This is a genomic window from Actinoplanes rectilineatus, assembly GCF_000962825.1.
GTDB lineage: Bacteria > Actinomycetota > Actinomycetes > Mycobacteriales > Micromonosporaceae > Actinoplanes > Actinoplanes rectilineatus.
In genome coordinates this window covers 20,849-47,732 of the sequence record NZ_JZKF01000072.1, presented here as the reverse complement: position 1 = coordinate 47,732, position 26,884 = coordinate 20,849, and the positions used below count along the sequence as shown (strand labels likewise).

Here is a 26,884-nt window from a genome sequence, read left to right as displayed (position 1 = left end):
GCTATCGGGTGCCGTTGCCGGCCTGTGGTGCCGGGCGGGGTGGGTGGGTGCACCCGATACCTGATCGGGTGCGGGCACCGTCCTCGAAGGGTGGTCGGTCGCGCCCGATGGCGTGATCGGGTGCGGGTGCGGCCCATTTTTGGGTGGTGGGTGCACCGGATAGCTCATCGGGTGCGGTTGCCGCCCTGTGCTTCCGGACCGGTGGTGGGTGCACCCGATCATGTGGTTGGGTCCCGGTTCCGAGCCGGTCCCGGTTCCGAGCCGGTCCCGGTCCCGGCTCGGGACCGGGGTGGTCCGGGTTCTGGGAGCGGTTCGGGTTCTGGGGCGGGTTGGGAGCAACTGATCTGTGTTGGGTGGGGGACTTGTTCGGGTGTGGTGAGTTGCGGAGTGGAGGGGCCGCAACTCACCACAACCCGGGGCCCGTGGATTCCGGAGACCTGCTGGGGGTCAGCCGGCCGGTAACCACGGGAGTTCAGCGAGATCAGGGGATCAGGGGATCAAGGGATCAAGGGATCAAGGGGACAGGGACCTTCCGGGGAGGACAGCGGCTACGCCGTCGGCTCGGGGGTCGGTCGCCGCGGACAGGGTGTCGCCGGCCAGCCGGGACACCTGGACGTGGCCTGCGTCGTCGTGGGGGCCGGCCGTGTATTCCACAACCAGCCCGGCCGCCTCGGCCGCGGTGGTGAGGGCTTCGGCTTCCGGCGTACCCGGCTCAAGAAGCGCGGTAGGCGTGTCGCGCCCGATCTCCCGCGCCCCGATGATCCATCGCGGACGCGCCAGGAGGGCGGGCAGGTCGGGTGAGGTGACGGCGTCGCTGGCTACCTGCGCCAGGATCCATGGCTGGGCTCGGCCGCCCTGGCAGCCCAGCGCCACCACGTCCGAGCCGGAGACGGCCAGGGTGGGGCACAGCGTGTGCGGAGGCCGCACTCCGGGACCGATCAGTCCGGGATGTCCTGGTTCCAGGCTGAACGACGAGCCTCGGTTGTGCAGCACGATGCCGGTGGAGGGTTCCAGGATGCCGGCGCCGAAGCTCTGGAAGACGCTCTGGATCAGCGTCACCGCGGTTCCCGCACTGTCCACCGCGGTTACCGCGACGGTGTCCCCGGCCGGCTTCGGCTGATCGGAAGCGGACCCGGGCAAGGGAGTGGGCGAGAGCAGCAGCAGGCCGTCGAGGTCGATCGGGCCGTTGCGGGGATCGCCCAGGAGTGCGTCTCGGGCCAGCTGTGCTCGGCGGGCGTCGGTCAGCAGCGAGGACGATCCGTTGATCGCCAGGAAGGAGGCGCCGTGTACGGGCGGGGGAGCCGCGTACCAGGTCACGCCGTCCATGACCGCCGACAGCGGGGTCTCCAGGGCTGCGGTGTGTGCCGCGAAGTCCGTGACCGCCAGGGGACTGCCCAGCCGTGCCAGCCCGTCGACCAGCTGGTGTGCGAGGTGTCCGCGGTAGAACGACTTCCAATTTGTCCCCAGTGCGGCGAATGTCGAGGCCAGCGCGGGTTGGACCAAGACGTCCACCGGGTCGCCCGACGGAGAGAGCAGCAGGGCGGACAACCCCGGATCGGCGCGGATCACGTCGATCCGGTTGAGGATCGCTCTGCGCAGGCCGGGACTGACCGGCACGCCGTCAGCGGCCAGGGCACGGGCCGGTTCGAGCAGGGTGGCCAGCGGCAGGCGGGCGCCGAGAGAAGCGAGTGCTGCCCAGCCGGCTACCGCGCCCGGCACGGTGACGGTGTGCGGCCCGCCGAACGGCATCCGGGGACCGGCTGCCTGCAGCGCGGCCACGTCCACGTTCGCCGCGGCCGCCCCGATCGACAGTACTGCCTGGGCGGCACCGCCGGCCGGGCGGATGATCGCGACCAGGTCGCCGCCGACCGAGCACTGATGTGGATAGGCGACGGTGAGTGCCGCCGCGGCCGCCAGCGCCGCATCCACGGCGTTGCCCCCGGCGGCCACCACCGCGCGGGCGGCGTCCACCGCGGCCGGATGAGGCGCGGCAACCGCAACGGAGCCCGGCGCGGCCACGACCATCAGGCGTCTCGCTTGATGAGGATGGCGCGGGCGAACGACCCGTCCGAGTCGACCAGCTTCGCCGGGAGGCAGACCAGTTCGTACGCGCCCGGCGGCACCCCGTCGAGGTCCGCGTTCTCCAGGATGATCAGCCCGGCGCCGAGCAGCACGTGGTGGGCGTCCCAGGTCTCGGTGCGGGTGTGGCTCTCGATCGTCAGGTAGTCGATGCCGATCAGTTCGACACCCTGCGCGATCAGCCATTGGGCGGCTTCGGGGGAGAGGCCGACCCAGGACGGCGCCCGGTCGACCTCCTTCAGCGGACCGGCCGAGTTGGACGTCTTGAGCAGCACCCGCTTCTCGCCGGTCACCCCGGCCGCGACCAGGTCGTCGACGCTGATGTCGCCGGTGACCGCGGTCAGGTCGGCGACGATCGCCGGCCCGACCAGCGAGTGCAGGTCGAGTTTGTCGACGGGGGTGGCGCCGTCGACGAAGTGGGCGGGGGCGTCCACGTGTGTGCCGGTGTGCGCGCCGAGCCGCCAGCGGGTGACGTTGGAGGCGTCCCCGTTGGCCAGTGACTCGACGATCTCCACCTCGGGCTTGCGGCCCCAGTGCAGCATCTCCGGGTGGATCGGGAGGGTGATGTCGAAGATCTCCACAGCGGGTCCTTTCAGTGGGGGCGGTGCGCGGAGGACGGCCAGGGTTCGCGGACGGCGGCGGCGACGGCCTCGGCGGTGGTGCGGACGCAGCGTTCGAATTCGGACTTGCCGTGCTCAGGGTTCGCGTCGGCGACGTCGCGTCCCCAGACGCCGGTGTCGCTGACCTGGTCCATCCGGTAGTCCCAGAACGAGTCGACGTCGCGGTGCGAGGTGGCCTTGTCCATGCGTACCAGGTCGGGGCGCAGGTGCAGCATCACCGACGTCTCGAAGAAGTTGGCGTGCATCAGGCCCCGGCCGTACTGGACGTGGCCGTTGACCTCGGGCCCGGGATACATCGTGACGTACCCGATCGCCCGGATCCGGGAGTCCTTGTGCCGCACGCGCAGCTTCTCGGCCGACACGTCGAGCGCGCCGTTGTTCCAGATGTGCCCGTTGAGCAGGACGAACTGCCGCACCCCGGAGGCGTGCAGCGAGTCGATGACGTCCTCCATCATGGCGATCAGGGTCTCCGGCCGCAGCGCGACGGTGCCGGCGAAGTCGCCGTGCGAGCCGGACACGCCGTAGGCCAGCGGCGGGATCACCGGCACTCCGGTCAGCGCCGAGACGCCTTCGGCGACGGCCTGGCAGATCACCGTGTCCACGTTCAGCGGCAGGTGCGGGCCGTGCTGCTCGATCGCCCCCACCGGGATGATCACCGCGTCGGGGCTCTCCGCGGCTTCGGGCCAGGTCTGCTCCTCCCACCGCAAGGGCACACCATCAACATTGAAACCGTCATTTTGTACGCTCATCGCGCTCTCCATCCACGAAAGAGGTTCACCACACCCGCCGGCTTTTCTCGGGCAGCAGTTCGAGAGCCCGCCAAGCGACGACCGTGTCGTCCGTCGGCGAGGTCAGCCACACGGTCGCCGCCGGGCTGTAGTCGCTGATCAGTTCGCGGCACACTCCGCACGGGGCGATGACCCGGAACGTGTCGGCCGGTTTGATCTGCACGGACACCACGCTGACCACGTCACCGAGGCGGACGCCGGCGCCCCGGGCGGTGCCGAGTGCGACCCCTTCGGCGCAGATCGAGCTGCGCCGGCAGGAGCCTTCGACGTGCACCCCGGTGTGGATGCTGCCGTCCGCGGCCCGCAGTGCCGTCGCCACCTCGTGCCGGCCGGACACCCACACCTCGCCGAGCAGCTGCTCGGCCCGGCGCAGCAGTTCCACGTCCTCGGCCGGCATGGTCGCCGGCGCGGTCACCGGTGTGATGGTCACTGGAACCCCAGCAGGCGGGCCATGTTGCCGCCCTCGACGAGCGCCCGGTCGGCCTCGTCCGGGATCGCCTTCGCGATCTTGAAGCGTTCCAGGTCGAAGTCGGAGCCGGGCCACTCGCTGCCGAGCAGGATCTGCTTGGCGCCGAGCCGCGCGTACGCCCGCTTGACGTCGCTCATCAGCGTCGCCGACGTCTCGAGGTAGATGTGCGGGTTGCGCTCGGCCACGATGATCGCCTCGGGCACGTTCCACACCGCACCCATGTGCGCGATGATCGTCGGCACCTCGGGGAAGCCCTTCGCGATCTCCTCGATGGCCAGCGGCGCGCAGAACGAGTCGTCCAGCGCGTTGATCAGGATCGGCATGCCAAGCTCGGCGCACTTGGCGAACACCGGGTCGAGTAGGCCGTGGTCGGCGACGTGGTACCCGTGCAGCGACGGGTGCAGCTTCAGCCCGACCAGGCCCGCATCCTTCATCCGGGCGATCTCGTCCAGGGCGTCGTCGGCCTGCGGCATCACCTGTCCGAATCCGAACAGCCGGTCCGGGTGCGCCTTGACGAGACCGGCGATGAAGTCGTTCTCGATGCGCTGGGCCAGCGAGCAGACCATCGCCATGTCGACGCCGGCCGCGTCCATCCGGTCCAGGATGCGCTTCGGGTCGAACGGGGTGTACGGCGGCGGCGCCTGGCCCGGCCGCGCCCCGGTCAGGTAGTCCGAGCGACCCCGGACGTCCTGGGTGGTGTTGTACGCGTCGATGATCATGAGGTGCCTTTCACAGGGGAGGCTGTGGAGAGAGCGGAGACGGGAATCAGCGGCAGGTGGCAGCGGACCTGACGGCCGTCCGCGACCTCCCGCAGCGCCGGGGCCTCGGTGCGGCACACGTCGACCGCGTACCGGCACCGGGTGTGGAACGTGCATCCGGGCGGCGGGTCCGCCGGGTCCGGGAGTTCGCCGGTGAGTTCGATCCGTTCGCGCGCGGGCGCCGCGGACAGCGCCGGCACGCTGGAGAGCAGAGCCTCGCCGTACGGGTGTGCGGGGCCGGCGAAGAAGTCGTCCCGGGACGCGATCTCGATGATCTCGCCCAGGTACATCACCGCGATCCGGTCCGCGATGTGCCGGACCACGCCGAGGTCGTGCGAGATGAACAGCATGGTCAGGCCGCGGTCGCGGATCAGGTCGGAGAGCAGGTTGATCACCTGGGCCTGGATGGACACGTCCAGGGCGGAGACCGGCTCGTCGGCGACCACGAACCGCGGTGACGGGGCGAGGGCGCGGGCGATGCCGATGCGCTGGCGCTGGCCGCCGGAGAACTCGTGCGGGCGCCGGCCGGCCGCCTCCCGGCCGAGCCCGACCTGGTCGAGCAGGTCGTCGACGGCCGCCCGGGCCTCGGCGCGGGTGGCGCCGCGGGCCCGCAGCAGCGGTTCGGCGATGCTGTCGCCGATGGTGCGGCGCGGGTTCAGCGAGCCGAACGGGTCCTGGAACACCATCTGCAGGTCGGCGCGGGTCTGCCGGAAGACCGTGCCGCGCAGCCGGGTGATGTCGTGGCCGAGGTAGCGGATCGCGCCGCCGGTCGGTTCGGTGACCCGGATGATGCTGCGGCCCAGGGTGGACTTGCCGCAGCCGGACTCGCCGACCAGTCCGAGCGTCTCGCCCTCGTAGATGGTCAGGTCGACGTCGCGGACCGCGCGGACGCGCCGCCCCGCGGACCCGGAGAACTCGACCCGGAGCTTCTCGATCTCCAGCAAGGGGGTCGTCACAGGGCCACCTCCCGGCGGCGGGCCGCCTCGTCGAGCAGACAGGCGTCCAGGTGGCCGCTCTGCCCGTACCGCTGAAGAAGCTGGGGAACCGCGGAGTCGCAGGCGTCCTCGGCGAACGAGCACCGCGGTGCGAAGGCACAGCCCGAAGGGCGTGTCACACCGGTGAGCGGGCTGCCGGCGATGGCCGGGAGCCGGTCGAGCGCCGGCCCGTCCACCCGGGGGACCGAGTTGAGCAGCGCCATCGTGTACGGGTGCTGCGGGCTGAACAGCACCTCGTCGCGGGTGCCCTGCTCGACGATGCGGCCGGCGTACATCACGGCGACCCGGTCGGCGACCTCGGCCACCACCCCGAGGTCGTGGGTGATCAGCACGATGGTGGTGCCGTGCTCGGTCTGCAGCTTCTTGAGCAGCCGCAGCACCTGCGCCTGGATGGTGACGTCCAGGGCGGTGGTCGGCTCGTCGGCGATCAGCACCGACGGGTCGTTGGCGAGTCCGATCGCGATCATCACGCGCTGCCGCATGCCGCCGGAGAGCTGGTGCGGGTAGGCGCGGGCGGCCTGGCGGGGGTTGGCGATGCCGACCTCGCCGAGCAGCTCCTCGGCCCGCGCCCAGGCCGCCTTCTTCGTCGTCTTCCGGTGTGTGCGGATCATCTCGGCGACCTGGTCGCCGACCTTCTGGGTCGGGTTGAGGGCGGCCAGTGCGTCCTGGAAGACCACCGCGATGTCCTTGCCGCGGACGTCGCGAAGCTCCTTCTCGCCGGCCGCGACCAGGTCCCGGCCGCCGAAGAGGACCTCGCCGCTGATGTGCGCGCGAGGCCCGCGGTTGAGGCCGACCAGGCTCATCGACAGTGCCGACTTGCCCGAGCCGGACTCGCCGACCAGGGCGAGGATCTCGCCGCGGCCCAGTGTCAGGTCGATGCCGGCCACCGCGGGCAGCCGGCCGGCGGGCACGTCGAACTCGACGCGCAACCCCTTGATCTCCAGCAGGGCGTCGCTCACAGGGCGTCCAGGGCTTCTTCGATGACCGCCAGGACGGCCGAGGGGTGCACCCGCGGGGTGAAGTGGCTGCCCTCGACCTCGCGGGTGATCGCCTTGGCCCGGGCCGCCATGTCGCGCTGGACGACCGTGCTCAGTGTCTTGTCCTGGGCGGCGATCAGATACCAGGTCTTGCGGGTACGCCACGCCGGTTCGCCGGTCGGCTGGGTGAAGATCCGGTTGTCGCTCTGCCGGGACTCGGTGTCCCAGACCGCCCGCTGCTCCAGCGGCACGTCCCAGCCGATCTCGTTCCAGTACTCCTCGGTGTGCTCGGAGTGCCACTCGCCGTTGGGCCCGCGGCGCATGTACTTGGACACCTCGGCCGGCGGGTAGCCCTCGACGATGCCGTTGACGGTCTCGCCCTCGTCCGGGGCGAACGCGGCGACGTAGACCAGTCCGGCGACCCGCTCGTGGCGGCCCACGTTGGTGATCACCGCGCCGCCGTACGAGTGGCCGACGAGCAGCACCGGGCCGTCGATCGCGTCGACCACCGACCGGGTGTGCGCGACGTCGTCGTTCAGCGAGGTCATCGGGTTGGTCACCAGCGTGTGGGCGTGACCTGCGGCGGTCAGCAGCGGCACGACCTGCTGCCAGGTGGTGGGGGTTCCGCCGGCGCCGTGGACGAGGACGATATGCATGATCAGGCCTTCCGGAGCCGCGGGTCGAGAGCCAGGTACAACAGGTCGACGACCACGTTGACCAGGGTGAACAGCAGGGCGATGGACAGTGCCGCGCCCTGCACGATGGGGTAGTCGCGCTGCAGGATCCCGTTGACGAGCATGTTGCCGACGCCGGGGTACGAGAACACCGTCTCGGTGATCACCGAGCCGCCGAGCAGCGAGCCGAACTGCAGGCCGAGCACGGTGACGATGGGCAGCGCCGAGTTGCGCAGCACGTGCCGGCGCAGGATCGTGCCGTTGGACAGGCCCTTCATCCGGGCGGTCCGCACGAAGTCGTCGCCGAGCACCTCGAGGACCGAGGCCCGCACGATGCGGGTGATGAACCCGGCCATCGACAGGGCGAGCGTGGTGGCCGGCAGGAGCAGGTGTTCCAGCCAGGGCAGGATCAGCTCGGGACGGTCCTGCAGGATCGCGTCGAGCAGGACGAAGTTGGTGAACGGCTGGTAGTCCAGCGCGTTGGGCAGCCGGCCGATGACCGGTAGCCAGCGCAGCCAGACGCCGAAGACGACGATCGACAGGACGCCGAGGGCGAACCAGGGCAGCGAGAAGCTGACCGTGCCGATCGCGCGGGTGGCGGTGTCGATCCAGGTGCCCCGGCGCAGCGCGGCCAGCACGCCGGTGACCATGCCGATCAGCACCGCGATCAGCATCGACGCCACGGTCAGCTCGATGGTGGCCGGCAGCGAGTCGCCGAGCAGTTTGGTGATGCTGTTGTTGCCGTAGAACGAGTGGCCCAGGTCCATGGTGAGCAGGTCGCCGAGGAACGTGAAGTACTGCTCGTACAGCGGCTTGTCCAGACCGAGCGCCTCGTTGATCTTCGCGGCGTTCGCGGTGATCTCGGCGGCGGTCATGTTCCCGCTGCTGCCACCGGCGGCCAGGCTGGTGGCGGGGGAGCCGGGCAGCAACCGCATGGCGATGAAGACCAGGGTGGCCAGGGCGAGCATCACCAACGGCACGGCGAGCAGCCGTTTGACGATCAGCCACGGGGTGCGCAGCCGCGGCGGGACGGTGATGGTCATCGTGGTCATCGCGACCCCCGGGGATCCAGGGCGTCGCGCAGGTCGTCGCCGACGAAGTTGCAGGCCACCACGAACAGCAGGGTGGCGGCGGCGGGCATCACGACCAGCCGTGGTGCCGTGTAGAGGAACTCCTGACCGGCCTGCACCATGTAACCCCAGTCCGGTGTCGGGGGCTGGATGCCCAGCCCGAGGTAGGAGAGGCCGGCGGCGAACCCGGCGGCGACCGAGAGGGTCATCACCACCTGGGCGAGCATCGGCCCGGCCATGTTGGGCAGCATCTCCTGCACCAGGATCCGCGGGCCGCGGGTGCCGCCGAGCTTGGCGGCCATCACGTAGTCCCGGCCGGCCTCGCGGGTGGCCAGCGCCCGGGCGAGCCGGGCGAGGCCGGGCGCGAGCGCGATGCCGATGCCGACGACGAGACTGGCCACGCCGGGGTTCCACGCCGAGACGATCAGGATGATCAGCAGCATCGAGGGGAAGGCCAGGGCCAGGTCCATCAGGCGCATCAGGACCCACTCGACGCGGCCGCCCGCGTACCCGGCGATCATGCCGACGCTGATGCCCAGCAGCGCGGCCAGCGCGGTGGACAGGAACGACACCAGCAGCAGCGGCCGGGCGCCGTGGACCATCCGGGCCAGTTCGTCGCGCCCCAGGTCGTCGGTGCCGAGCAGGTGACCGGCGGCGCCGAGGCCGAGCAGCGTGTCGTTGGTGTTGCGCGCCGGGTCGGCGCCGACGAACAGCGGGCCGACCGCGGCGATCACCACGAACAGGGCCACGACCAGCCAGGAGGTGGCGGCGAGGGGGCCGCGCCCCAGCCGCCGCCCCGCGAACGCGGAGCGGAGGCCGGAGCGGGCGACGGTGGTCGTGTCAGACACTCGCGTTGTCCATGTAGCAGCGGTGGTTGCCGAGGGCCCGCCAGTTCATCCCCTCCACGCCCTTGCCGCTGACGACCGGGTTCGAGCCGTTGACCAGCATGGCCAGGGTCATGTACTTCTCGGCCCACTCGCGCTGGATCTCGGTGTACTTCGCCTTGCGGGCCGCCGCGTCCTCGATGTTCTTGGCCTCGAAGAGCATGTCGGCGTACGCGGCGGAGCCGTCCAGGGTGTTGAAGCCGGACATGAACTCGCCGTAGACGCCGGACGGCTTCGCCAGCGAGCCGATCATGTCGTCGGCGTCCGGGTAGTAGCCGTTGCGCTCCCAGATCATCAGGTCGTGGAACTTGTCCGCCGGGTCGTACAGGCGGTTGAAGTAGGCGGCCGGGTCCACCGAGTCGGTCTCGACCTTGAGGCCGATGTCGGTGAGGTTCTGCGCGATGATCTGCGCGGCCTTCGGGTGCCAGCTGTCGCTGGCGGCCATCAGGCGCACGGTCCGGCCGGTCGCGCCGGCGGCCTGGATCAGCTTCTTGGCCTCCTCGACGTTGGTCGCGGAGAGGTCGGCCAGCGACGGGTCGTGCGCGTCCTGGTTCGGCGGGATGGTGTAGCCGTCGGGCAGGACGGCCGCACCGAAGAAGGCCTGCGCGATCAGGGCCTGCCGGTCGATCGCCATGTTGATCGCCTTGCGGACCTCGAGTTCGGGGATCCGGCGCACGTCCATCATCATGAACGCGTCGAAGCTCTTCGGGGTGTCGTACACGGTGACCGCGTCGTCGCCCTTGAGCTGCTCGAGCGCCGAGTACGGGGTGAACTGGGTGGCCGAGATGTCGCCGGAGAGCAGCGAGCTGACGATCGTCGACGGGTCGGTGACCTGCTGGAGCACGAGCCGGTCGATCGGCGGCTTGCCGAGGCGGAACTTGTCGAACGCCTCGAGGGTGATGCTCTGGCCACTGGTGGCGGCGGAGAACTTGAACGGGCCGGTGCCGATCAGGTTCTTGCCGATGTCCGCGCCGTACTTCTCCAGGGCGGCCTTGGAGATGATGCGGGCGCCGATGTCGGAGAGCCGGCCGAGCAGGGTGCGGTCCGGCTTGATCAGCTTGACGACCACGGTGTTCGCGTCCGGTGCGGTCAGTGCGGCCAGGTTGGCGCCGACGCTCTTCAGCGGGCGCGACGAGCCCTTCGGCAGGGTCTTGTCGGCGTCGTTGAACTGCCGGTTGAAGCTGGCCAGCACGTCGGCGGAGGTGAAGGTGGTGCCGTCGTGGAAGGTCACGCCCTGGCGCAGCTTGAAGGTGTAGACGAGGCCGTCGTCGGAGATCGTCCAGCTCTCGGCCAGGTCGGCCTGCGGCTCGTTGCTCTCGAAGGAGATGAAGGTGAGGCCCCGGCAGATGGCGTCGACGGCCATCCAGTCGCCGAGGGTGGTGTAGAAGGCCGGGTCGTTGACGGCGCTGGTGCCGTCGATCGCCAGGGTCAGGGTGCCGCCGGTCTTGGCGCCGCCGGAGGCGTCCTTCTCCTCCGCCGCGACGCCGCAGGCGGCGAGCAGGCCGGTGAGGCCGGCGCCCATTCCGAGTATCGAGGCGCCGCGGAGCATCTGGCGGCGGGAGACTGCGTGGTTGCCGAGTTCCTTCATGGGGGGCACTCCTTGGCCTTCAAGGGGGAACAACCGAGGTGGTATCAAAGTTTAGCTATTTGGGATTTCATCTTGCTGGGATTGGATCCAATACTGAAGGGCTTGCGTCGCGTCCGTGTATCCCGAATGTGAACTGGTGATGACGCCGACCCGGGTGACCGGGCCGGCGATCACGCTTACGAGCAGCAGGAACTACCGCTGCCCCGGGCGGCGGCGGGGTCCGGGATGTCGAGCGCCGGGTTGCGGTCGAAGAAACCGTCCGGTTCGAGGACCAGGTGGATCGCCTCGACCGGCATCACCGGCCACTGCTCCGGGCGGGGCAGGTGATGCACCCCCAGGACCGGCCAGACGACCAGCGGCACCCCGTCGATCGAGCGCTGCTGCTCCTGCCAGACGTGCACACCGTCCTCGCCCGGCTCGGCGTGGTTCGGGTACTGGCCGCCGATGAACTGCTCGTCCTCGGCGTACGGCGTCGCCCACACGTGCTGGTGGATGAACGGGGCACGGCGCGACATCACCGACTCCGGCAGGCCGAAACTGCGCGTGGTGTTCGGGATGACCAGCCGGTACGCGGTCGGGTCGCCGTACCGGTTGGTCTTCTCGGCGCTCTCGATCCGCCAGTGCCGGGCGATGCTCGGGTCGTTGCGCTGCCCGCCCTCGACGGTCAGCGGCTCCCGGACGTACCGGACCGCGTTGCCGTACGGGTTGAGCGCCGGATCCTTCTCGCCCTCGGCGTGCTCCTCGACCAGGCGGTTGAGCGAACCGTCGATCGCGGTGTCCAGCCGGATGCCGAAGTAGTGCTGGTGGATCGGGGTCTGCACGTTCTTCGACACGATCCGGCCGTACGGGGCCTCGGCGCCCTCCTCGATGCCGGAGGCGGACAGCAGGCCGGTGAGCTTGACCTCCAGCTCGATGCGGCCGTCCTGGTAGAGCGTCCAGTAGAAGCCGTAGTCGTAGTTCGCCACGGTCTGGAAGTTGCTGATGATCAGCCGCCGGCTGCGGCGGACCTCGCTGACGCCCCGGCGCAGGTCGTTGTGCTTCCAGAGGATGCTGGCGTCCTCCTCGTGCATGCAGATCGCGTTCTGGATGCCGACCGGGTCGCCGTAGCCGCCGAGGTGGGTGCCGTCGAAGTAGTAGATGACACCGAGGCAGTCGCACCCCAGGGCGAGGGAGTTGGTCAGCGGGCCGGCGCCGTACTCGCCCCAGTCGAAGAAGTTCTTGCGGTACTGGGTGGAGTTCGAGTCCAGGTACGGCACGTACATCTCGTTGCACGCGGCGCGCTTGAGCACCGACCGGCCCTGGAACTCCAGGTCGTAGAGGACCAGGCCCTCGCGGTGGGTGAAGCCGACCCGGAACTTCCAGCCCTGCCAGTCGACCTGCCAGCCGTCGACGGAGAAGCTCGGGCCCTCCGGCTGCACCACGTCCAGCGGTTTGAGGCCCTCGCGGTCCGGGCCGAACGCGCCGGTGGTGAGCGGTCCGGCCTCCTCGGAGACCGGGATGACCCCGTGGTCCTCGACGTCCAGGACCTCCATGGTGGCCATGTCGATGATCGGGACGACGCCCTGGACCGGCCGGGCGTACCCGTTGTCCTCGATGTCGGTGCGGTGCCAGACCGTGCCCCAGGTGACGCGGCGGCCGGCGTACTTCTCCTCGAAGCCGCCCATCGACTCGGCGTCGACCATGCACAGCGACACGTCGTGGATGCCGCGGCGGGCCATCACCTCCTGGAAGAGCGGGCTCTCCCGGCAGGCCTGCGCGGCGGCGCGGGCCTCGTCGGAGGTGATGCCGGGGCGGCGCGGGTCGACGTCACGCCAGGCGACGGCGGTGGCGCCCGCGTCGTCGAGCGCGACGTCCACCTCCCAGGCGCCGGCGCCCGGGGCCATCACGACCAGGCCGAACCGGACACCGGAGGCGTCCCCGGCGACGACCTTGCGGGCGTGCGCCTCGTCCAGGGTGATCCCCCAGAAGCGGGGGCGAACGCCTGCCCGGCCGTCGGCGCGGACCGCGGCGACGGCGAGCTCGATCTCGGCGGGGGTGGGTGGGTCGAGGGGATGCGAACGCACGGATCGGGCGTTCGCTCCGCTGTCACTGGAGGTATGGCACGCGCTCATCAGCGGCTCCTCTCGTCTGGGGATGACCATAGGTGATCTAGGGATACGAAGAAAGTGTTGTTGGATCCAAAATCTGCAAGCGATGCATCCACTTCGAGACGCGTCTTGCTAAGGTGACGCCTGGTTCCGCTTCCCCCCGACGCCGCTTCAGACGAGGCCACCATGGACGCCGTCATCGCCACCGCATCGAGCGCTCTCGTCGACGAGACCGCCGCCGCCATCCGTGCGCGGATCATGTCCGGGGAGATCCCGATCGGCGCCCAGCTACGGCAGGCCGAGCTCGCCAAGACCCTCGGCGTGAGCCGCACCCCGGTCCGCGAAGCACTGCGCCAGCTGCAGACCGGCGGCCTGATCGAGGTCGTCCCGCACCGCGGCGCCGTCGTCCGGGTGCCCGCACCGTGGGAGGTCCGCGAGGCGTACGAGGTTCGCGCCGAACTCGAGGGCCTGGCCACCGTCCGGGTGGCCCGGCGGATCACCCGCGACGGGCTGGACGAGTTGCGCGCCACCAACGAGCTGCTGCGCCCCGGCGACGCCCCGCCGAACGCGGCGTCGCACGCGGCCAACGACCGGTTCCACACGCTGATCCACGAGATCGCCGGGAACGAGCGGCTGGCCCGGGTGATCAAGGAGATCAACGAGGCGTTCCCGCGCAACGTCTCCGCCCTGGTCCTGCAGGAACACCCGCGCCACCGCGACGACAACTTCGCCGAGCACGAGCGGATCCTCGCCGCGCTGGTCACCGAGGACGTCGAGACCGCGCGCCGGGAGATGCAGGCGCACGTGATCAGCGCCGGCGAGCAGCTCGCCCGGTGGTACGAGCGACGTTCCGCCACCGTGTTCCGCGGCTGACTCATTCCTCGCCCAGCAGGCCGGGGGCGAGGAAATCCAGGTCCGGGCGCTGCTTGCCGAGCGCCAGGTCGGCCAGCGCCGCGCCGATCGCCGGGCCGAACTTGAAACCGTGCCCCGAGCAGGCCGCCGCCACCAGCACCTGCGGCGTCTCGGGCAGCGCTCCCAGCGCGAAGCGGTTCCGCGGCGCCATCGTGTACCGGCACGACACCGAGTCGACCACGTCACCGTCGGCGGCGGGCAGGAATCGGCGGGCCAGCGCCATCAGTTCGGCGGCCTCGGCGGCGGTGACCGGCGTCTGCGGACGCGACGGGTCGTCGGCCGGACCGTGGTCCAGCCCGATCTTCATGGCGCTGCCGTCGAAGGCCGGCAGCCCGTAGAGCAGGCCGACCCCCGGCACCTCGACCGAGAACGGCCCGAGCTGCGGTGCCGACACCGCGGCCGGGTCGGAAGCGCCGATGTGAATGTTGACGATCCGGACCACGTTCAGGTGCGCGGCGAGCGCCGGGACCAGCGAGCCGGTCCACGGCCCGGCGGCGATCACCAGACGGTCGGCGCGCAGCACCCCGTCGGCGGTCCGGACCGTGACGCCGCCGCCGTCGGCCGCCCAGCTCTCGACCCTGCAGCCGGTCCGCCGGTCCACCCCGTTGGCCAGGGCGAGTTCCCGCAGCGAGCGCATGGTGGCCGCCGCGTCCAGGACACCGGCCGCCGGGTCGTACACCGCGGAGAACTCGGTCCCCAGCCGCAGGCCGGGGAAGATCCCGGCGGCGCGGGCCGCGTCCACCGTCTCGACGCCGGGACCGCGCAGACCGGGGGTGCCGTCCGCGGCCGGCCGGGCGTAGATCCCGCCGGTCGTGGTCAGCAGCCGCGTCCCGGCCGCCGCGGACAACTCCGCCCAGGCCAGGTACGCCCGATCCACGAGCTCGTCCCAGACCGGGTTCGGGTACGCCCGCCGGATCATCCGGATGTGCGCGTGCGACGACCCCTGCACGTGACCGTCGGCGAACTGTTCCAGCTGGACCACGTTCGTCCCGCACTGGGCCAGGTGCCAGGCCGCGGACGCGCCGTGCACCCCGGCACCGACCACGATCACGTCGGCCCGGGGGCCTGCGGTGAGCAGGGCGGGCGACGCCGGTGCGGAGGTCTTGCGGCCGACGGTGTCGATCAGCGTCTGCACGTCCTCGGGGTCGTTGTAGACGTGCACCGACGCCCGGACCACCGCGTCCAGGCCGCGACGCTGCAGGTCCCAGCGCCCGTGGCTGGCCGGCACCTGGGTCAGGTGCACACCGGCCGACCGCAGCCGCCGGACCGTCGCGACCGGCTGCTCGCCGTCGACGACGAACGTGACGATCGCGCCGCCACCTGCGGGCGGGTCGGTCAGGCGTACCCCGGCGATGTCGGAGAGCGCCGAGCGCAACCGGTCCGCCAAGCCGGTGGTGTGCCGGTGGATGGCCTCGACGCCCAGGTCGAGGGCCTCGCCCAGCGCGGTGCCCAGGCCGAGCCGCAACGCGTGAGAGGTCTCCCAGGTCTCGAAGCGCCGGGCGCCCGCGGCCAGTTCGAACCCGTCGGTGCTGTTCCAGACCGCGCCGCGCACGTCCGGGTGCGGCGGGCGCAGCTTCTCCCGCATGGCGGGCGAGACGTAGAGCAGGCCGGTGCCGCGCGGGCCGCGCAGGAACTTGCGGCCGGTGCCGACCACCATGTCGCAGCCCAGCGCCACGGCGTGTACCGGCAGCTGGCCCAGCGACTGGGTGGCGTCCAGCAGCAGCGGCACCCCGGCGGCGCGGGTCAGCGCACCGATCTCGGCGACCGGTTCGATCAGCGCCGACGAGGTCGGGACGTGTGCCACGGTGACCAGGGCGGCGGGCCGCAGCAGGGCGGTCTCCAGGGCCTCCAGGTCGACCGCGCCGTCCGGTCCGCAGGGCAGCACCTCGATCTCGATGCCCCGGGTGTCGCGCAGCTGGAACAGGTGCAGCGCCGAACTGACGTAACTGGAGGCGGACGCCAGGATCCGGTCGCCGGGCCGCAGCGGCAGCGCGTCCAGCAGCCGGTGCCAGGCCACGGTGGCGCTCTCCATCAGTGCGATGTCCGCGGGGTCGGCGCCGAGCAGCCGGCCGGCCAGGGTGTAGACGTTCTCGAACCGGTCCTTGGCGGCCTCCGCGGCCTCGTAGCCGCCGATCCGCGCCTCGAGACGGAGGTGTTCGATCACCGTGCCGAGGGTGGCCTCGCTGGGCAGGGCGGCGCCGGCGGCGTTGAAGTGCCGGGCGTGCCGGGTGCCGGGGGTGGCGGCCCGCAGCGCGGCGGTGTCCAGGGGGATCATCGCGCCGGCTTGGATGTCAAAGGCATCTAATTGGATCCCGTCATGCGAAGGGGGAGCGGTCACAGCGCGATCACCACGCCCTTGCGCTCGCAGTACGAGTGCAGCGCCTCGTCACCGAGGTCCCGGCCCAGGCCGGAGTCGCCGACACCGCCGAAGCTCAGGGCCGGGTCGAAGATGTTGTACGTGTTCACCCACACCGTGCCGGCCTGCAGTTTCGCGGCCATCCGGTGGGCGCGGGAGAGGTCCTTGGTCCAGACGCCCGCGGCCAGGCCGAAGGAGGTGTCGTTCGCGATGGCGATCGCCTCGTCCTCGTCCTCGAACGCGATGACACCGGCGACCGGGCCGAAGATCTCCTCGCGGGCGATGATCATGTCGTTGGTGACGCCGGTGAAGAGGGTGGGGCTGACGAAATACCCTGACCTATCCGGTTTGTCGCCACCGGTCGCGACCGTGGCGCCGTCCTTCACACCCTGATCGATGTAGGACAGGACGATCTGGCGCTGCTCCTCGGACACCAGCGGGCCGACCGAGATGCCGCCGTCGAGACCGTTGCCGACCGGAACGCGCTTTGTTGCATTTATCAGCATTTCCGTGGCTTTGTCGAGGATCGAACGCTGCACCAGGATGCGGCTACCCGCGGTACACATCTGCCCGGAGTGCCCGAACGACGCCCGCATCGCGGTCGCCACCGCGGCCTCCAGATCGGCGTCCTCGAAGATGATGTTCGGGCTCTTGCCGCCCAGCTCCAGCGTCAGGCGCTTGGTGGTCGCCGCGGCGTTGCGCATGACGGTGCGGCCCACCTCGGTGGACCCGGTGAACGACACCTTCGCCACGCCGGGGTGCTCGACCAGGGCCGCGCCGGTGCGCCCGTCACCGGTGACGACGTTGAGGACACCCTTCGGCAGGCCCGCCTCCTCGCACAACTCGGCCAGGCGCAGCATGGTCATCGGGGTCTGCTCGGCGGGCTTGACCACCACCGTGCAGCCCGCGGCGAGCGCCGGGGCCAGCTTGTGGGCGGCCGTCATGATCGGGAAGTTCCACGGCAGGATCAGGGCGGCGACGCCGACCGGTTCCAGGACCGTGTAGACGTGGTGGGCGCCGCCGTCGATCGGGACGACCGTGCCGGTCAGCCGGCCCGGGGCGCCGGCGAAGTGCCGGAAGTCCTTGGCGGAGAAGGCGGTGTCGGCGCGGGACCGCTCGATCGGCTTGCCGTTGTCGCGGGTCTCCAGGACGGCCAGCTCCTCGAGGTTCTCCTCGATGAGGTCGGCGATCCGGGACAGGATCCGGGTGCGCTCGATCGGCGGGAGGCCGGACCAGCGGCGGTCCGTGTGGGCCTTCAGGGCCGCGGTGACGGCATGATCGACATCTTCTGCCGTGCACTGGGCGATCTCGGCGATCACGTCGCCGGTCGCCGGGTCCTCGACGGGGATGGTCGAACGGTCGCCGGGTTCGATCCATTCGCCGTCGATCAGAAAGGCTGACATATCCGAAAAATCCCTTCAGAACAGGTCGAAGTATTCGCGCTGCTCCCAGTCGGAGACGTGCGCCAGATAGCGGGCGAACTCGTCACGTTTCAGCCGGGAGTACCAGTCGATCACCTGGCTGCCGAACGCGTCCGCGAACGCCGTGTCCTTCGCCAGCTCGTCGATCGCCGCACCCAGCGACTGGGGGAGCCGGACCGCGTCCGAGGCGTACGGGTTCTCCGTCGGTGGCCCCGGGTCGATCCCGCGCTTGAGGCCGTCCAGCCCGCTCACCACCTGCGAGGCGACGTACAGGTACGGGTTCGCGGCCGGCTCACCCGACCGGTTCTCCATCCGCCCGCTGACCACCCGGACCATCGCGCCCTTGTTGTCCGCTCCCCACAGCACCCGGTCCGGGGCCAGCGAGTACGGCAGATACCGCTTGTACCCGTTCACCGTCGGCGTGGTGAACGCCGCCGCGGCCGGGGCGTGCGCCAGCAGACCGCCCAGCCAGTGCCGTGCGGTGCTGGACATCAGCGTCTCGTCCGCGCCCGGCTCGAACGCGGCCCGCCCGGTCGCCCGCTCCCGCAGCGACTGGTGCAGGTGCCAGCCGGTGGACGCGGTCGCCGTACCGGCCGGACGGGACATGAACGTCGCGTGATAGCCGGCCCGGCGGCACAGCTGCCGGATCGCCGAGCGGGTCAGCACCACCTGGTCGGCGGCCTCGGCGGCGCCGCTCGCCTGCAGGGTGATCTCCAGCTGGCTGGCGCCGAACTCCAACTCGATCGACCGTAGCGGCAGATCGAGACGGTTCAGCCCGCGCTGCAGGAGCTGGACCACGTCGTCGACCCGGTCCAGGCCCTCCTCGTGGAGCAGCTGCGCGCCGCTGGTGAGCGGCCCGACCGCCGGCGGCCGTCCGGGTGCGCCGGGTGCCCCCGTGCGGTCCGGCGTCAGTGCGCTCTCGGTGGCGCGGAAGACGTGGAATTCGAGTTCCACGCCGACGGTCATGTCGTAGCCGGCATCTCCGAGCTGCGCCAGCTGTCCGCGCAGCATCGACCGGGTGCAGTACGGCACCGGTGAACCGTCGGGAAAACGCAGCTCACACAGCACCCAGCCGGTCTTCTCGGCCCACGGCAGCACCCGGAACGTGGTCGGGTCCGGCACCATCACGATGTCGCCCGCCCCGGCGAACCCCTGCTCCGCGTCCGGCGTGAACACCGGCAGCGCCGACCGCCCGGACGAGTCCTTCAGCAGCAGCGAACTCGGCGCGGTCAGACCGTCCCGGAACGCGGCCGGCGCGGACAGCCGGGTCAGCGTCTTGCCGTGCAGCACCCCGTGCTGGTCGGCGAAGGAGAACCGGATCAGCTCCAGGCCCAGCTCGTCGATGACCCGGCGAACCTGGCCGGCCGCGGCGTACTGCGCCTGGCTCCACAGGTCGTGCCGGTCGATGAACCCGCCGCGCTCGGACGCCAGCATCGGCCGGGCGTCCCACCCGCCGCCGCCCTCGGCGACGGCCCGCTCGTCAACGCTCGGCATGCGTCTTCTCCCCTGCCCAGGGAGACTCGGCCCGGCGCTCGGCCTCGCGGCGTCGCCAGGTGGCCTCCCAGTCGGCGGTCGGCGCGATGGTGTCCACCGCCAGCGGGCCGGTCAGCGCGGCGGCCGACTCGTCGTCGACCGGATGCGCCGGGATCGCCCCGCCCGCCTCGAACGACTCGATCGCCCGCAGCAGCATCCGCCGGTTCGCGGTCACCGCCCGGTCCGAGACGCCCAGACGCTCGGTGGTCCGGTCCTGGATGCGGCCCATGCTCTCCACCGCCCACTGGTCGTGGACGTTGATGTCCAGGCCCATGCCGGTGTAGGTCAGGTTCTTCTGCTCGGACGGGTCGTAACCCCAGTTGTTCTCCCGGTTGCGCAACGGCCGGTAGTCCGGCAGCGACACCTCCTTGAGACGCTGCTCGAGCAGGGTCGCCTGGTCGGTCTCCTCGGCGAAGTCGTAGAAGATCATGTACCAGTAGTGGGTGAAGTCGTCGACCGGCACGTGCCACTGGATGAAGACCTTGGAGTTGCCGAACGGCACCACGAACGCGTTCGGGAACACCAGGTTGGTGATCCGGACATGCTTGACGTCCTCGGTGAGCTGCCGCAGCGCGTAGACCCGCAGACCGTGCTCGGCCTCCTCGACCTCGATGTCCGGCCGGTAGGAGTCGCCGACGAGTTTCGACAGCTTCTGGTCGGTGCCTTCGACGATCTCACTGAACTGCTGGCCGTACACCTCGCGGGGATCCTCGTCGATGAACCGGTGCAGGAAGCTCACGTGGCTCGGGTCGATGCCGCCCTCGAGGCCCTGCAGCCAGTTGCACTCCCACATGCCCTTGAAGGCGAAGGTGTACTGGGCCGGTGCGGTGAACGCGTCGTAGGCCGGGAACGGCGGCGGGTCACCCTCACCGAGGTAGGCGAAGACGATGCCGTTGCGCTCGACGCACGGGTAGGCGGGGATCCGGATCCGCTGCGCGAACCGGCTGTGCGCGGGCTCGGCCGGCTGCTCCTTGCACTGGCCGTCCGCACCGTAGAGCCAGCCGTGGTAGAGGCAGCGCAGGCCGTCGTTCTCGTGCCGGGCGAACGCCAGGTCGACACCGCGGTGCGCGCAGAACCGGCCGACCAGGGCCCAGCCGCCGTCCTCGGTCCTGAACAGCACCAGGTCCTCGCCGAGCAGCCGGACCGGCTTGACCTGGCGTTCCGGCGCCATCTCGGAGACCAGGGCGGCGGGCTGCCAGTAGGCGCGCATCAACTTGCCGAGCGGCGTGCCCGGCCCGCTGCGGGTGACGCGTTCGTTCTCCTCAGGCTTGAGCACAGAGCCTCCCGGGATCTCATTTCACATCGGCGGCATACGATCTCGCCAAGATTGGATCCAATCCTGCCACGGGAAGTGATCTCCAGGAAAGAGCCATCGCGTTTCCACCTTGTGACGGACTTGCTCCAGGCGGTTCCCGCACTCTTGCTTCTGCGGTACGAGTCAGCGGCAGTCCCCGCCGAAATCCGACCCGTCCCATCCTGCCCTCGGATGTGACCGCTCTGTGGCCCCGCCCATCCGCTCGCCTCCCGCGGGGCGCCTGTCTGCCGGGCGCCTGTCTGCGGGACGCCTTTGCCCGGGGGCGCCTGCTCGCGCGGCGCTGCTACCCGTCTGGCCGTGCTCGCCACTCGCTGCTGGACACGTTTCGTAGTCAGCGTCCGCGTGGCAACTTCAGGCGCCCGGCGCACCCGCCGTCACCACGCCCACTGCGGGTGTGGTGATTTGGGGCGCCCAGGACGCCCGTAGTCACCACGTCCACTGGAGGTGTGGTGATTTGGGGCGCCCAGGACGCCCGTAGTCACCACGTCCACTGGAGGTGTGGTGATTTGGGGCGCCCAGGACGCCCGTAATCACCACACCCGCTGCAGGTGTGGTGATTTGGGGTGTCCAGGGGCCGGAGGTTTCCATGCGGGCCTCGTGCCCTGACTGCGGAACGTGTTCGGTGCTTCGGTGCTTCGCGGCTCGTGGCTCGTGGCTCGCGGCTCGCGGCGGGGGCTGAGCGGTGCGGGCGGTCGATAGCCTGGGCCGGTGACGAATCCGGACTTCACGGCCACGCTGCCCCGCAAGCGGATGGGCGCCGGGATCCTGCTCTGCGACGACCGGGGGCGGGTGCTGCTGGTCGAGCCGACGTACAAGGACTACTGGGAGGTTCCGGGCGGCACGGTCGAGGCGGACGAGTCACCGCGTGCGGCCGTGGTACGCGAGATCGACGAGGAGCTGGGGCTGCCGGTGTGTCCGGGCCGGCTCCTGGTGACCGACTGGGTGCCGCCGCGACCGGACCGCACCGAGGGCCTGATGCTGATCTTCGACGGGGGTGTGCTGACGCCGGAGCAGGCGGCGGCGATCCGGCTGCCGCCCGCGGAACTGCGCGGATGGGCATGGTGCACCGAGCGGGAGGCCGGTGAGCGGCTCTCCGCGTTGCTGGCCCGCCGGGTGGTCGCCGCGGTCCGGGCCCGCGCCGAGAACACGGCGGTCTACCTGGAGGACGGCTGTCCGGTGTCCTGACCCGGTGCGATGTCGTGCGCCCGGATCCGGCTCGGAGTCGTGCGCCCGGATCGGGGATCGGTGTGGTGTGCCGGCCGGGGAGGCGTGGCTGCTGCGGGAGCGCCGTCCACCTTCGCGACGAGCTGCGGTGCCGTGACGAGCCGCGACGTGGGGACTCGGGGCGTCACGGGTTCAGGGGCTTGATGCCGGGAGTGCGGGGATGGTGCTTCGGTGCGTACCCGATATGGGATGACCGTCAGCGTGCCCGGCGGCGCACGACGCCCGACAGGGGGCGGGTCGGTCCGACTGTCACGGCGGTAGCGTGGGTGGCGCGCCCCGACTCCGGTCGCACGCCGGCACCCGAGCGGCTGAGGGCCGGAACCACGGCGGTCACGCTGTTGCGGTGGTGCTCGCGGCGGCGGCGCAGTTCGCGGCTCGTGCCCGGGGCGTCCGTGCACAGGGCCAGGGCGGAACCCGAGGCCACCGACGCCACCAGCTTCGTCAGGTTGTTACTCATTGCAGTCCTCCAGTTACCCATCGTGTCGCTGACGGGTCCGCTAATCGGTAGGCCGGTCGGCCGCTCAAGCACCTGTGGCAAAGATGGCCCGAACAGCCGACCGAGCCCGCCGGACGTATCAGCCGCGGAGTGTCCGTGCCGCCATCGGCGCCTCCGCGTCCCGGCGGACCGGCCTCAGCAGCGTCGAGCCCAGCAGGATGAGGCCGACGAGGAACGGATAGATGATGCCGCGTTCGGCGAGCCCGATCAGGATGCCGGCCCCGGAGGCGAGGGTTCCCGCGAAAGCGCCGATCGAGGCCAGCCCGAGGACGCCGAACAGCACCAGGGCCCGGCCCAGCGTGGGGGAGACCCCGAGGAACCGGTGCGATCGGCCGAGGAGCACCGACAGCACGTTGCACGACACGAACCCGAGGAGCGCGCCCAGCCCGTGGAAGTCGGTCGTGCCGTCGTCCCCGCTCCCCGGGAACGCCGCCACCAGCACCATGCCGGCCGCCAGCACCGCCGCCGTGGTGACCAGCGCGGTACGCCGCCCGGCCGGCAGCCCCCGCAGCATGCTCACGCCGATCAGGGTGGCGACTCCCAGCAGGAAGAACCCGGCGTTCATCACGGCGGCGAGCGGCGAGTACATGTACTGGCCGAACGCGGTGAGCGGCCCGTGCACCCCGAGGTTGCTGATGAAATGGTGGGTGTAGCTGTACGCCGGATCCGACCACGCCGCCGCGGCGACGAACTCGGCGGCGAAGTAGACGCCACCGGCGGCGACGAGTGCCGTACCCGCTCCGCGGCGGTGCTGGATGTCGTTCATGGGATCCTCTCGGTGTTCTCGGTGTTCTCGGTGTTCTCGGTGGGTGGAGCGTGGGTGGAGCTTGGGCCGGGTCGCTCCCACGGCGCTGACAGCGCGCTGTCACGGCTTGGGTTCAGATGCCGGGTCGCGCGAGGATCCAGAGATGGATTCCGATGATCGCCTCCGGGTGACACTGCTCGGTGCTTTCCGGGTGTCCCGCGGTGGCGTGGTCCTGCCGGTCGCCGGGGTGCGGTTACAGGGGCTGCTCGTGCGGCTGGCGCTCGCGGGTGGCCATCCGGTCCACCCCGACGTTCTGATCGCCGGCATCTGGGGACCGGAGCCGCCGTCCGATCCGGTTGCCGCACTGCAGAACCTGGTCTCCCGGTTGCGCCGCGTCCTCGTGGTCGAGCAGGTGCCGGGCGGCTACCGGCTGGCGGTGGACCCGGCCGCGGTGGACGCGCTGCGGTTCGAACGTCTCGCCGCCACCGGCCGGCAGCATCTGCGGGCCGGTGAGCCGGGACCGGCGGCCGCCGCGCTCGCTGAAGCGGTGGCGTTGTGGGGCGACGAGCCCGCCGCCCTTGCCGCTGTAGCGCCCACCGTGGCGACTCGTCTGGCCCGCCTGTCCGTCGAAGCCGTCACCGACCTGGCCGACGCCGAGGTGGCGCTGGGCCGGACCGAACAGGCTGCCACCCGGCTGGCGGCCCTGCTGACCGGACATCCCGGTGACGAGCGGGCGGCCGGGCTGCTGATGGACGCGCTCGCCGCACAGGGCCGGCAGGCCGAGGCCCTGGCCGTCTACCAGCGGATCCGGGCGGTGCTGGCGGACACCCTCGGCGCCGACCCGGATGCTGCCCTGCGGGAACGCCACGGCCGTCTGCTGCGCGGAACAGCTTCGGAGAATCCGGTTCCCCGGCCGGTTGCGGGGTTGCCCGCGCCGGTGACCGGCTTCGTCGGCAGGGACGGGGACCTGGCCCGGATCGACGCCCTGCTCGCCGCCGGGCGTCTGGTCACGGTGGTCGGCTCCGGCGGGGTGGGCAAGACCCGGCTTGCGCTGACCGCGGCACACCGCCGCCGGCACGGGTACGCCGGCGGCGCCCGGCTCGTCGACCTGTCGGCCGTCACCGAGCCGGCGAAGGTCGCGGCGGCGGTGCTCGCCGGGATCGGACGCCCGGCCGGCCGGATGTTCGACGCTCGCCGCCACGGACCCGGCGACGACCGGGAGGCCCTGCTCGGCGAGCTCGCCGGCCGGGAGATCCTGCTGCTGATCGACAACTGCGAGCACCTGATCGACGCCGTCGCCCACCTGGCCTCGGCGCTGCTGACACGGTGTCCCGGCCTGCGGATCCTCGCCACCAGCCGGGAACCCCTGGCCGTCGACGGGGAGGCGCTCGTGCCACTGCACCCGCTGGCGGTGCCCGGCCCCGGTGACACCGCCGACCAGGCCCGCACGTCGGAGGCGGTCCGCTTGTTCACCGCACGGGCCGCGGCGGTGAGCCCCGGATTCACCCTGGACGGGACCGCACTGTCCGACGTGGTCCGGGTAGTCCGCGGCCTGGACGGTCTGCCGCTCGCCCTGGAACTCGCGGCGGCCCGCCTCCGCACCCTGTCCCTGCCCGCCCTCGCCGACGGGCTGTCCGACCGGTTCCGGCTGCTCAACGCCGGCAACCGGACCGCGCCGGCCCGGCACCGCACCCTGCACGCGGTGATCGCCTGGAGCTGGGACCTGCTCGACGAGCACGAACGCGTCGTCGCCGAACGGATCGCCGTGCTGCCCGGCGGCGTCACCCCGGCGTCAGCCGTCGCGGTCTGCGCCGGGACCGGTGTGCCCGCCGCCGACATCCCCGCACTGCTCAGCGCCCTCGTCGACCGGTCACTACTGCAGCTCGCCCCGGAGGCCGGACGGTTCCGCATGCTGGAGACCATTCGCGAGTACGGGGCCGCGCACGCGACCGGCACGACCCGTGACCTCGCCGCCGGGTACCTCACCGCGCTGACGGCCCGTCTCGACCCGCACCTGCGCGGCCCCGGCCAGCGGGAGGCGCTGCGTACCCTCGACGCCGAGCACGACAACGCACTCGCCGCCCTGCGTCACCGGTGTGCGACCGGGGACGCGGCCGGCGCGGTCACCCTCACCCTGAACCTCACCTGGTACTGGCAGATGACCGGCCGGCACGCCGACGCCGCCCACTGGCTGGGCGCGGCCCTTGCCGTACCCGGTGATGTGCCGACGTCCGACCGTGACGACGCCCGCGCCGCCCACCTGCTCAACCGGGCGGACCACACCGCGGGCACCACGGCCGCCGACGCCGCGCGGGACCGCGACCAGATGCGGGACCTGGCCGTCCGGCTGACCGGCCGCCCGGGACGGCCCGGCCTCTACCGGCTGCTCGGCCCGATCCTGCTCTTCCTGCACGACGAGCAGAGCGCACTCACGGCCTTCGAACGGCTGGCCGCGGGCGACGACGTCTGGACGGCCGGGATGGCGCACATGTTCCTGGCCGAGATCGCCGAGAGCAGCGGCCGGCTCGACCAGGCGCGCGGTCACGTCGAGGAGTCCCTGGACCGGTTCCGGCGCTCCGGCGACCGGTGGGCGCAGGCCGCGCTGCTGGCGACGCGGGCCCGGAACCGGCGCTACGACGACCTCGACGGTGCGCTCGACGACCTGGACCGGTCCCGGACGATGACCGGCGAGTTCGGGGTGGTGAGCCGCAGCGACCAGTTCGACACCGACCTGCTCGGCATCGACCTGCACCTGCGGCGCGGCGACACCGGCCGGGCGGCCACGATGATCGACGCGGCCCGGGACCTGGTGTCCTCGCCGGAGATGCGGACGCTGATCGCCGCGCGCGAGGCCGTGCTACTCATCCGGCTCGGCGAACTGGACCGGGCCCGACAGCTACTGACCGAAGCCGACCGCGATTGCCTGGAGCCCGGTGGTGACGCCGGACCGGGCCGCGAGGGCGCCGCCATGGCACCCGGGGACCGGGCACGCACGGCAGTCGGCAGCGCACGCGTGCTGCTCCGGCTGGCGCTGGGCGACCCCCTCGGGGCGGAGAACGCGCTGCGGGACGCCTACGCGGCGGCGCTGGCCACCCGGGAACTGCCCGTCCTGGCGCCGGTGGCCGTCGACGGTGCGGCCCTCGCCGTGCACCACGGACGGCACCACCGGGCGGCCGTGCTGCTCGGGGCCGCCGCCCGGCTCCGGGGCACCCACGACCGCACCGATCCGCAGGTCCGTGACCTCAGCCGGAGCTGCCGGACAGCGCTCGGTGACGGTGCGTTCGTCACCGCGTACACCGAAGGCTGGAATTTCGACACGGCGACGGCGGTCTCCACCGTGAGTCGCCCGGCCGGGGCCGCCACACACCGGTGAGCGCCCGTCCCCGCCATGGCGGGCGCCGATCCGCTCCGCCGGGTCGGCGCGGGCCGCGGCCAGGTAGGCGAGGTAGTCGAGCGGCGTGCGGCCGAAGATCGTCCCGTCGGGTGCCGGTGGGGCCGACAGGGTGCGCATCGCGCAGGTCAGCATGGCCCGGTAGTCCTCCGGGGCTGGCTGGCGTCATACAGCGCGTCCCAAATAGTTGTCAATCGACAGAAAACGGATTGGTCGCCACGTCTACCGACAAAGGCTGCCGGGTCACCCGCACCGGCGCGGGTGACCCGGCCAGGCTGCTGACGCCGTCCTGGCCGGGCGGATCCAGGCGGTCACGCGGCTGACACGGGACTACGGGATTCCGCCGATCACCGCCGGGCTCCGCGAGCGTGGCGCGCTGGTCGACCACAAGCGGGTCGAGGGTGATGCGCCGGTATCGGGCCGGCCTGGGTGGCCCGGTACAAGCGGCAGCGGTTCGATCACCGCCCATCCCTGTCCGTCAGTTCACCACTCCCAACACCAG

21 protein-coding genes are annotated in these 26,884 nt (G+C 71.4%); 3 read left to right on the top strand and 18 right to left on the bottom strand.

Annotation, left to right across the window (positions count from 1 at the left end):
• Positions 1-513 precede the first annotated feature (513 nt).
• From WH85_RS35645 to WH85_RS35590, 12 genes are all read right to left on the bottom strand, one after another.
• Positions 514-2,025, bottom strand: coding sequence for a gamma-glutamyltransferase (locus WH85_RS35645; protein ID WP_045746512.1), 1,512 nt, complete (start codon positions 2,023-2,025; stop codon positions 514-516).
• Positions 2,025-2,660 (bottom strand): cyclase family protein, encoded by a 636-nt coding sequence (locus tag WH85_RS35640; RefSeq protein WP_211275549.1) that lies wholly within the window; start codon positions 2,658-2,660, stop codon positions 2,025-2,027. Before WH85_RS35640 ends, WH85_RS35645 begins: the two co-directional genes overlap by 1 nt.
• An 11-nt stretch (positions 2,661-2,671) precedes the next feature.
• The gene (locus WH85_RS35635; protein WP_045746522.1) at positions 2,672-3,448 is read right to left on the bottom strand and encodes a creatininase family protein; all 777 of its coding nucleotides are present in this window, start codon (positions 3,446-3,448) and stop codon (positions 2,672-2,674) included.
• Positions 3,449-3,473: 25 nt separating this feature from the next.
• Complete coding sequence (locus WH85_RS35630; protein ID WP_211275548.1) at positions 3,474-3,902, bottom strand: cytidine/deoxycytidylate deaminase family protein; 429 nt, start codon at positions 3,900-3,902, stop codon at positions 3,474-3,476.
• Between the two features lie 11 nt (positions 3,903-3,913).
• Entirely contained in the window at positions 3,914-4,675 is a 762-nt protein-coding gene (locus WH85_RS35625) for an amidohydrolase family protein (protein ID WP_045746511.1), read from the bottom strand.
• The gene (locus WH85_RS35620) at positions 4,672-5,670 is read right to left on the bottom strand and encodes an ABC transporter ATP-binding protein (RefSeq protein ID WP_045746510.1); all 999 of its coding nucleotides are present in this window, start codon (positions 5,668-5,670) and stop codon (positions 4,672-4,674) included. Before WH85_RS35620 ends, WH85_RS35625 begins: the two co-directional genes overlap by 4 nt.
• On the bottom strand, positions 5,667-6,668 hold the full coding sequence (locus WH85_RS35615) for an ABC transporter ATP-binding protein (protein WP_045746509.1): 1,002 nt from the start codon (positions 6,666-6,668) through the stop codon (positions 5,667-5,669). The genes WH85_RS35620 and WH85_RS35615 overlap by 4 nt, the downstream gene beginning before the upstream one ends.
• Positions 6,665-7,342, bottom strand: a complete 678-nt coding sequence (locus WH85_RS35610; RefSeq protein ID WP_045746508.1) for an alpha/beta fold hydrolase — start codon at positions 7,340-7,342, stop codon at positions 6,665-6,667. The genes WH85_RS35615 and WH85_RS35610 overlap by 4 nt, the downstream gene beginning before the upstream one ends.
• Before the next feature lie 2 nt (positions 7,343-7,344).
• A complete protein-coding gene (locus tag WH85_RS35605; RefSeq protein ID WP_052721031.1) occupies positions 7,345-8,412 on the bottom strand; it encodes an ABC transporter permease in 1,068 nt (355 codons plus the stop codon).
• A complete protein-coding gene (locus WH85_RS35600; protein WP_211275547.1) occupies positions 8,409-9,278 on the bottom strand; it encodes an ABC transporter permease in 870 nt (289 codons plus the stop codon). The genes WH85_RS35605 and WH85_RS35600 overlap by 4 nt, the downstream gene beginning before the upstream one ends.
• Entirely contained in the window at positions 9,271-10,902 is a 1,632-nt protein-coding gene (locus WH85_RS35595; protein ID WP_045746507.1) for an ABC transporter substrate-binding protein, read from the bottom strand. Before WH85_RS35595 ends, WH85_RS35600 begins: the two co-directional genes overlap by 8 nt.
• 176 nt (positions 10,903-11,078) lie before the next feature.
• Positions 11,079-12,965 (bottom strand): primary-amine oxidase, encoded by a 1,887-nt coding sequence (locus tag WH85_RS35590; RefSeq protein ID WP_211275546.1) that lies wholly within the window; start codon positions 12,963-12,965, stop codon positions 11,079-11,081.
• A 210-nt stretch (positions 12,966-13,175) separates the two neighbouring features.
• Between WH85_RS35590 and WH85_RS35585 the strand changes: the two genes are divergently transcribed.
• Positions 13,176-13,862 (top strand): GntR family transcriptional regulator, encoded by a 687-nt coding sequence (locus WH85_RS35585; protein ID WP_045746505.1) that lies wholly within the window; start codon positions 13,176-13,178, stop codon positions 13,860-13,862.
• 1 nt (position 13,863) lies between these two features.
• Here WH85_RS35585 and solA read toward each other — a convergent pair whose 3' ends face one another.
• From solA to WH85_RS35565, 4 genes are read right to left on the bottom strand one after another with little or no spacing between them, the layout of a single operon-like run.
• Positions 13,864-16,176, bottom strand: coding sequence for an N-methyl-L-tryptophan oxidase (gene solA / locus WH85_RS35580; RefSeq protein ID WP_045746504.1), 2,313 nt, complete (start codon positions 16,174-16,176; stop codon positions 13,864-13,866).
• 59 nt (positions 16,177-16,235) lie between these two features.
• On the bottom strand, positions 16,236-17,660 hold the full coding sequence (locus tag WH85_RS35575; RefSeq protein ID WP_045746503.1) for an aldehyde dehydrogenase family protein: 1,425 nt from the start codon (positions 17,658-17,660) through the stop codon (positions 16,236-16,238).
• Positions 17,661-17,675: 15 nt separating this feature from the next.
• Entirely contained in the window at positions 17,676-19,172 is a 1,497-nt protein-coding gene (locus tag WH85_RS35570; protein WP_211275545.1) for a glutamine synthetase family protein, read from the bottom strand.
• On the bottom strand, positions 19,159-20,487 hold the full coding sequence (locus tag WH85_RS35565; protein WP_045746502.1) for a Rieske 2Fe-2S domain-containing protein: 1,329 nt from the start codon (positions 20,485-20,487) through the stop codon (positions 19,159-19,161). The genes WH85_RS35570 and WH85_RS35565 overlap by 14 nt, the downstream gene beginning before the upstream one ends.
• A 747-nt stretch (positions 20,488-21,234) precedes the next feature.
• Between WH85_RS35565 and WH85_RS35560 the strand changes: the two genes are divergently transcribed.
• On the top strand, positions 21,235-21,711 hold the full coding sequence (locus WH85_RS35560; RefSeq protein ID WP_342669816.1) for an NUDIX domain-containing protein: 477 nt from the start codon (positions 21,235-21,237) through the stop codon (positions 21,709-21,711).
• A 235-nt stretch (positions 21,712-21,946) separates the two neighbouring features.
• Here the strand turns inward: WH85_RS35560 and WH85_RS35555 are convergent, their stop codons facing one another.
• Entirely contained in the window at positions 21,947-22,207 is a 261-nt protein-coding gene (locus WH85_RS35555) for a hypothetical protein (RefSeq protein ID WP_045746501.1), read from the bottom strand.
• A 118-nt stretch (positions 22,208-22,325) separates the two neighbouring features.
• On the bottom strand, positions 22,326-23,012 hold the full coding sequence (locus tag WH85_RS35550) for a DUF998 domain-containing protein (RefSeq protein ID WP_045746500.1): 687 nt from the start codon (positions 23,010-23,012) through the stop codon (positions 22,326-22,328).
• A 142-nt stretch (positions 23,013-23,154) separates the two neighbouring features.
• Here WH85_RS35550 and WH85_RS35545 point away from each other — a divergent pair, with 142 nt between their 5' ends.
• The gene (locus WH85_RS35545; protein ID WP_045746499.1) at positions 23,155-26,364 is read left to right on the top strand and encodes an ATP-binding protein; all 3,210 of its coding nucleotides are present in this window, start codon (positions 23,155-23,157) and stop codon (positions 26,362-26,364) included.
• Positions 26,365-26,884 lie beyond the last annotated feature (520 nt).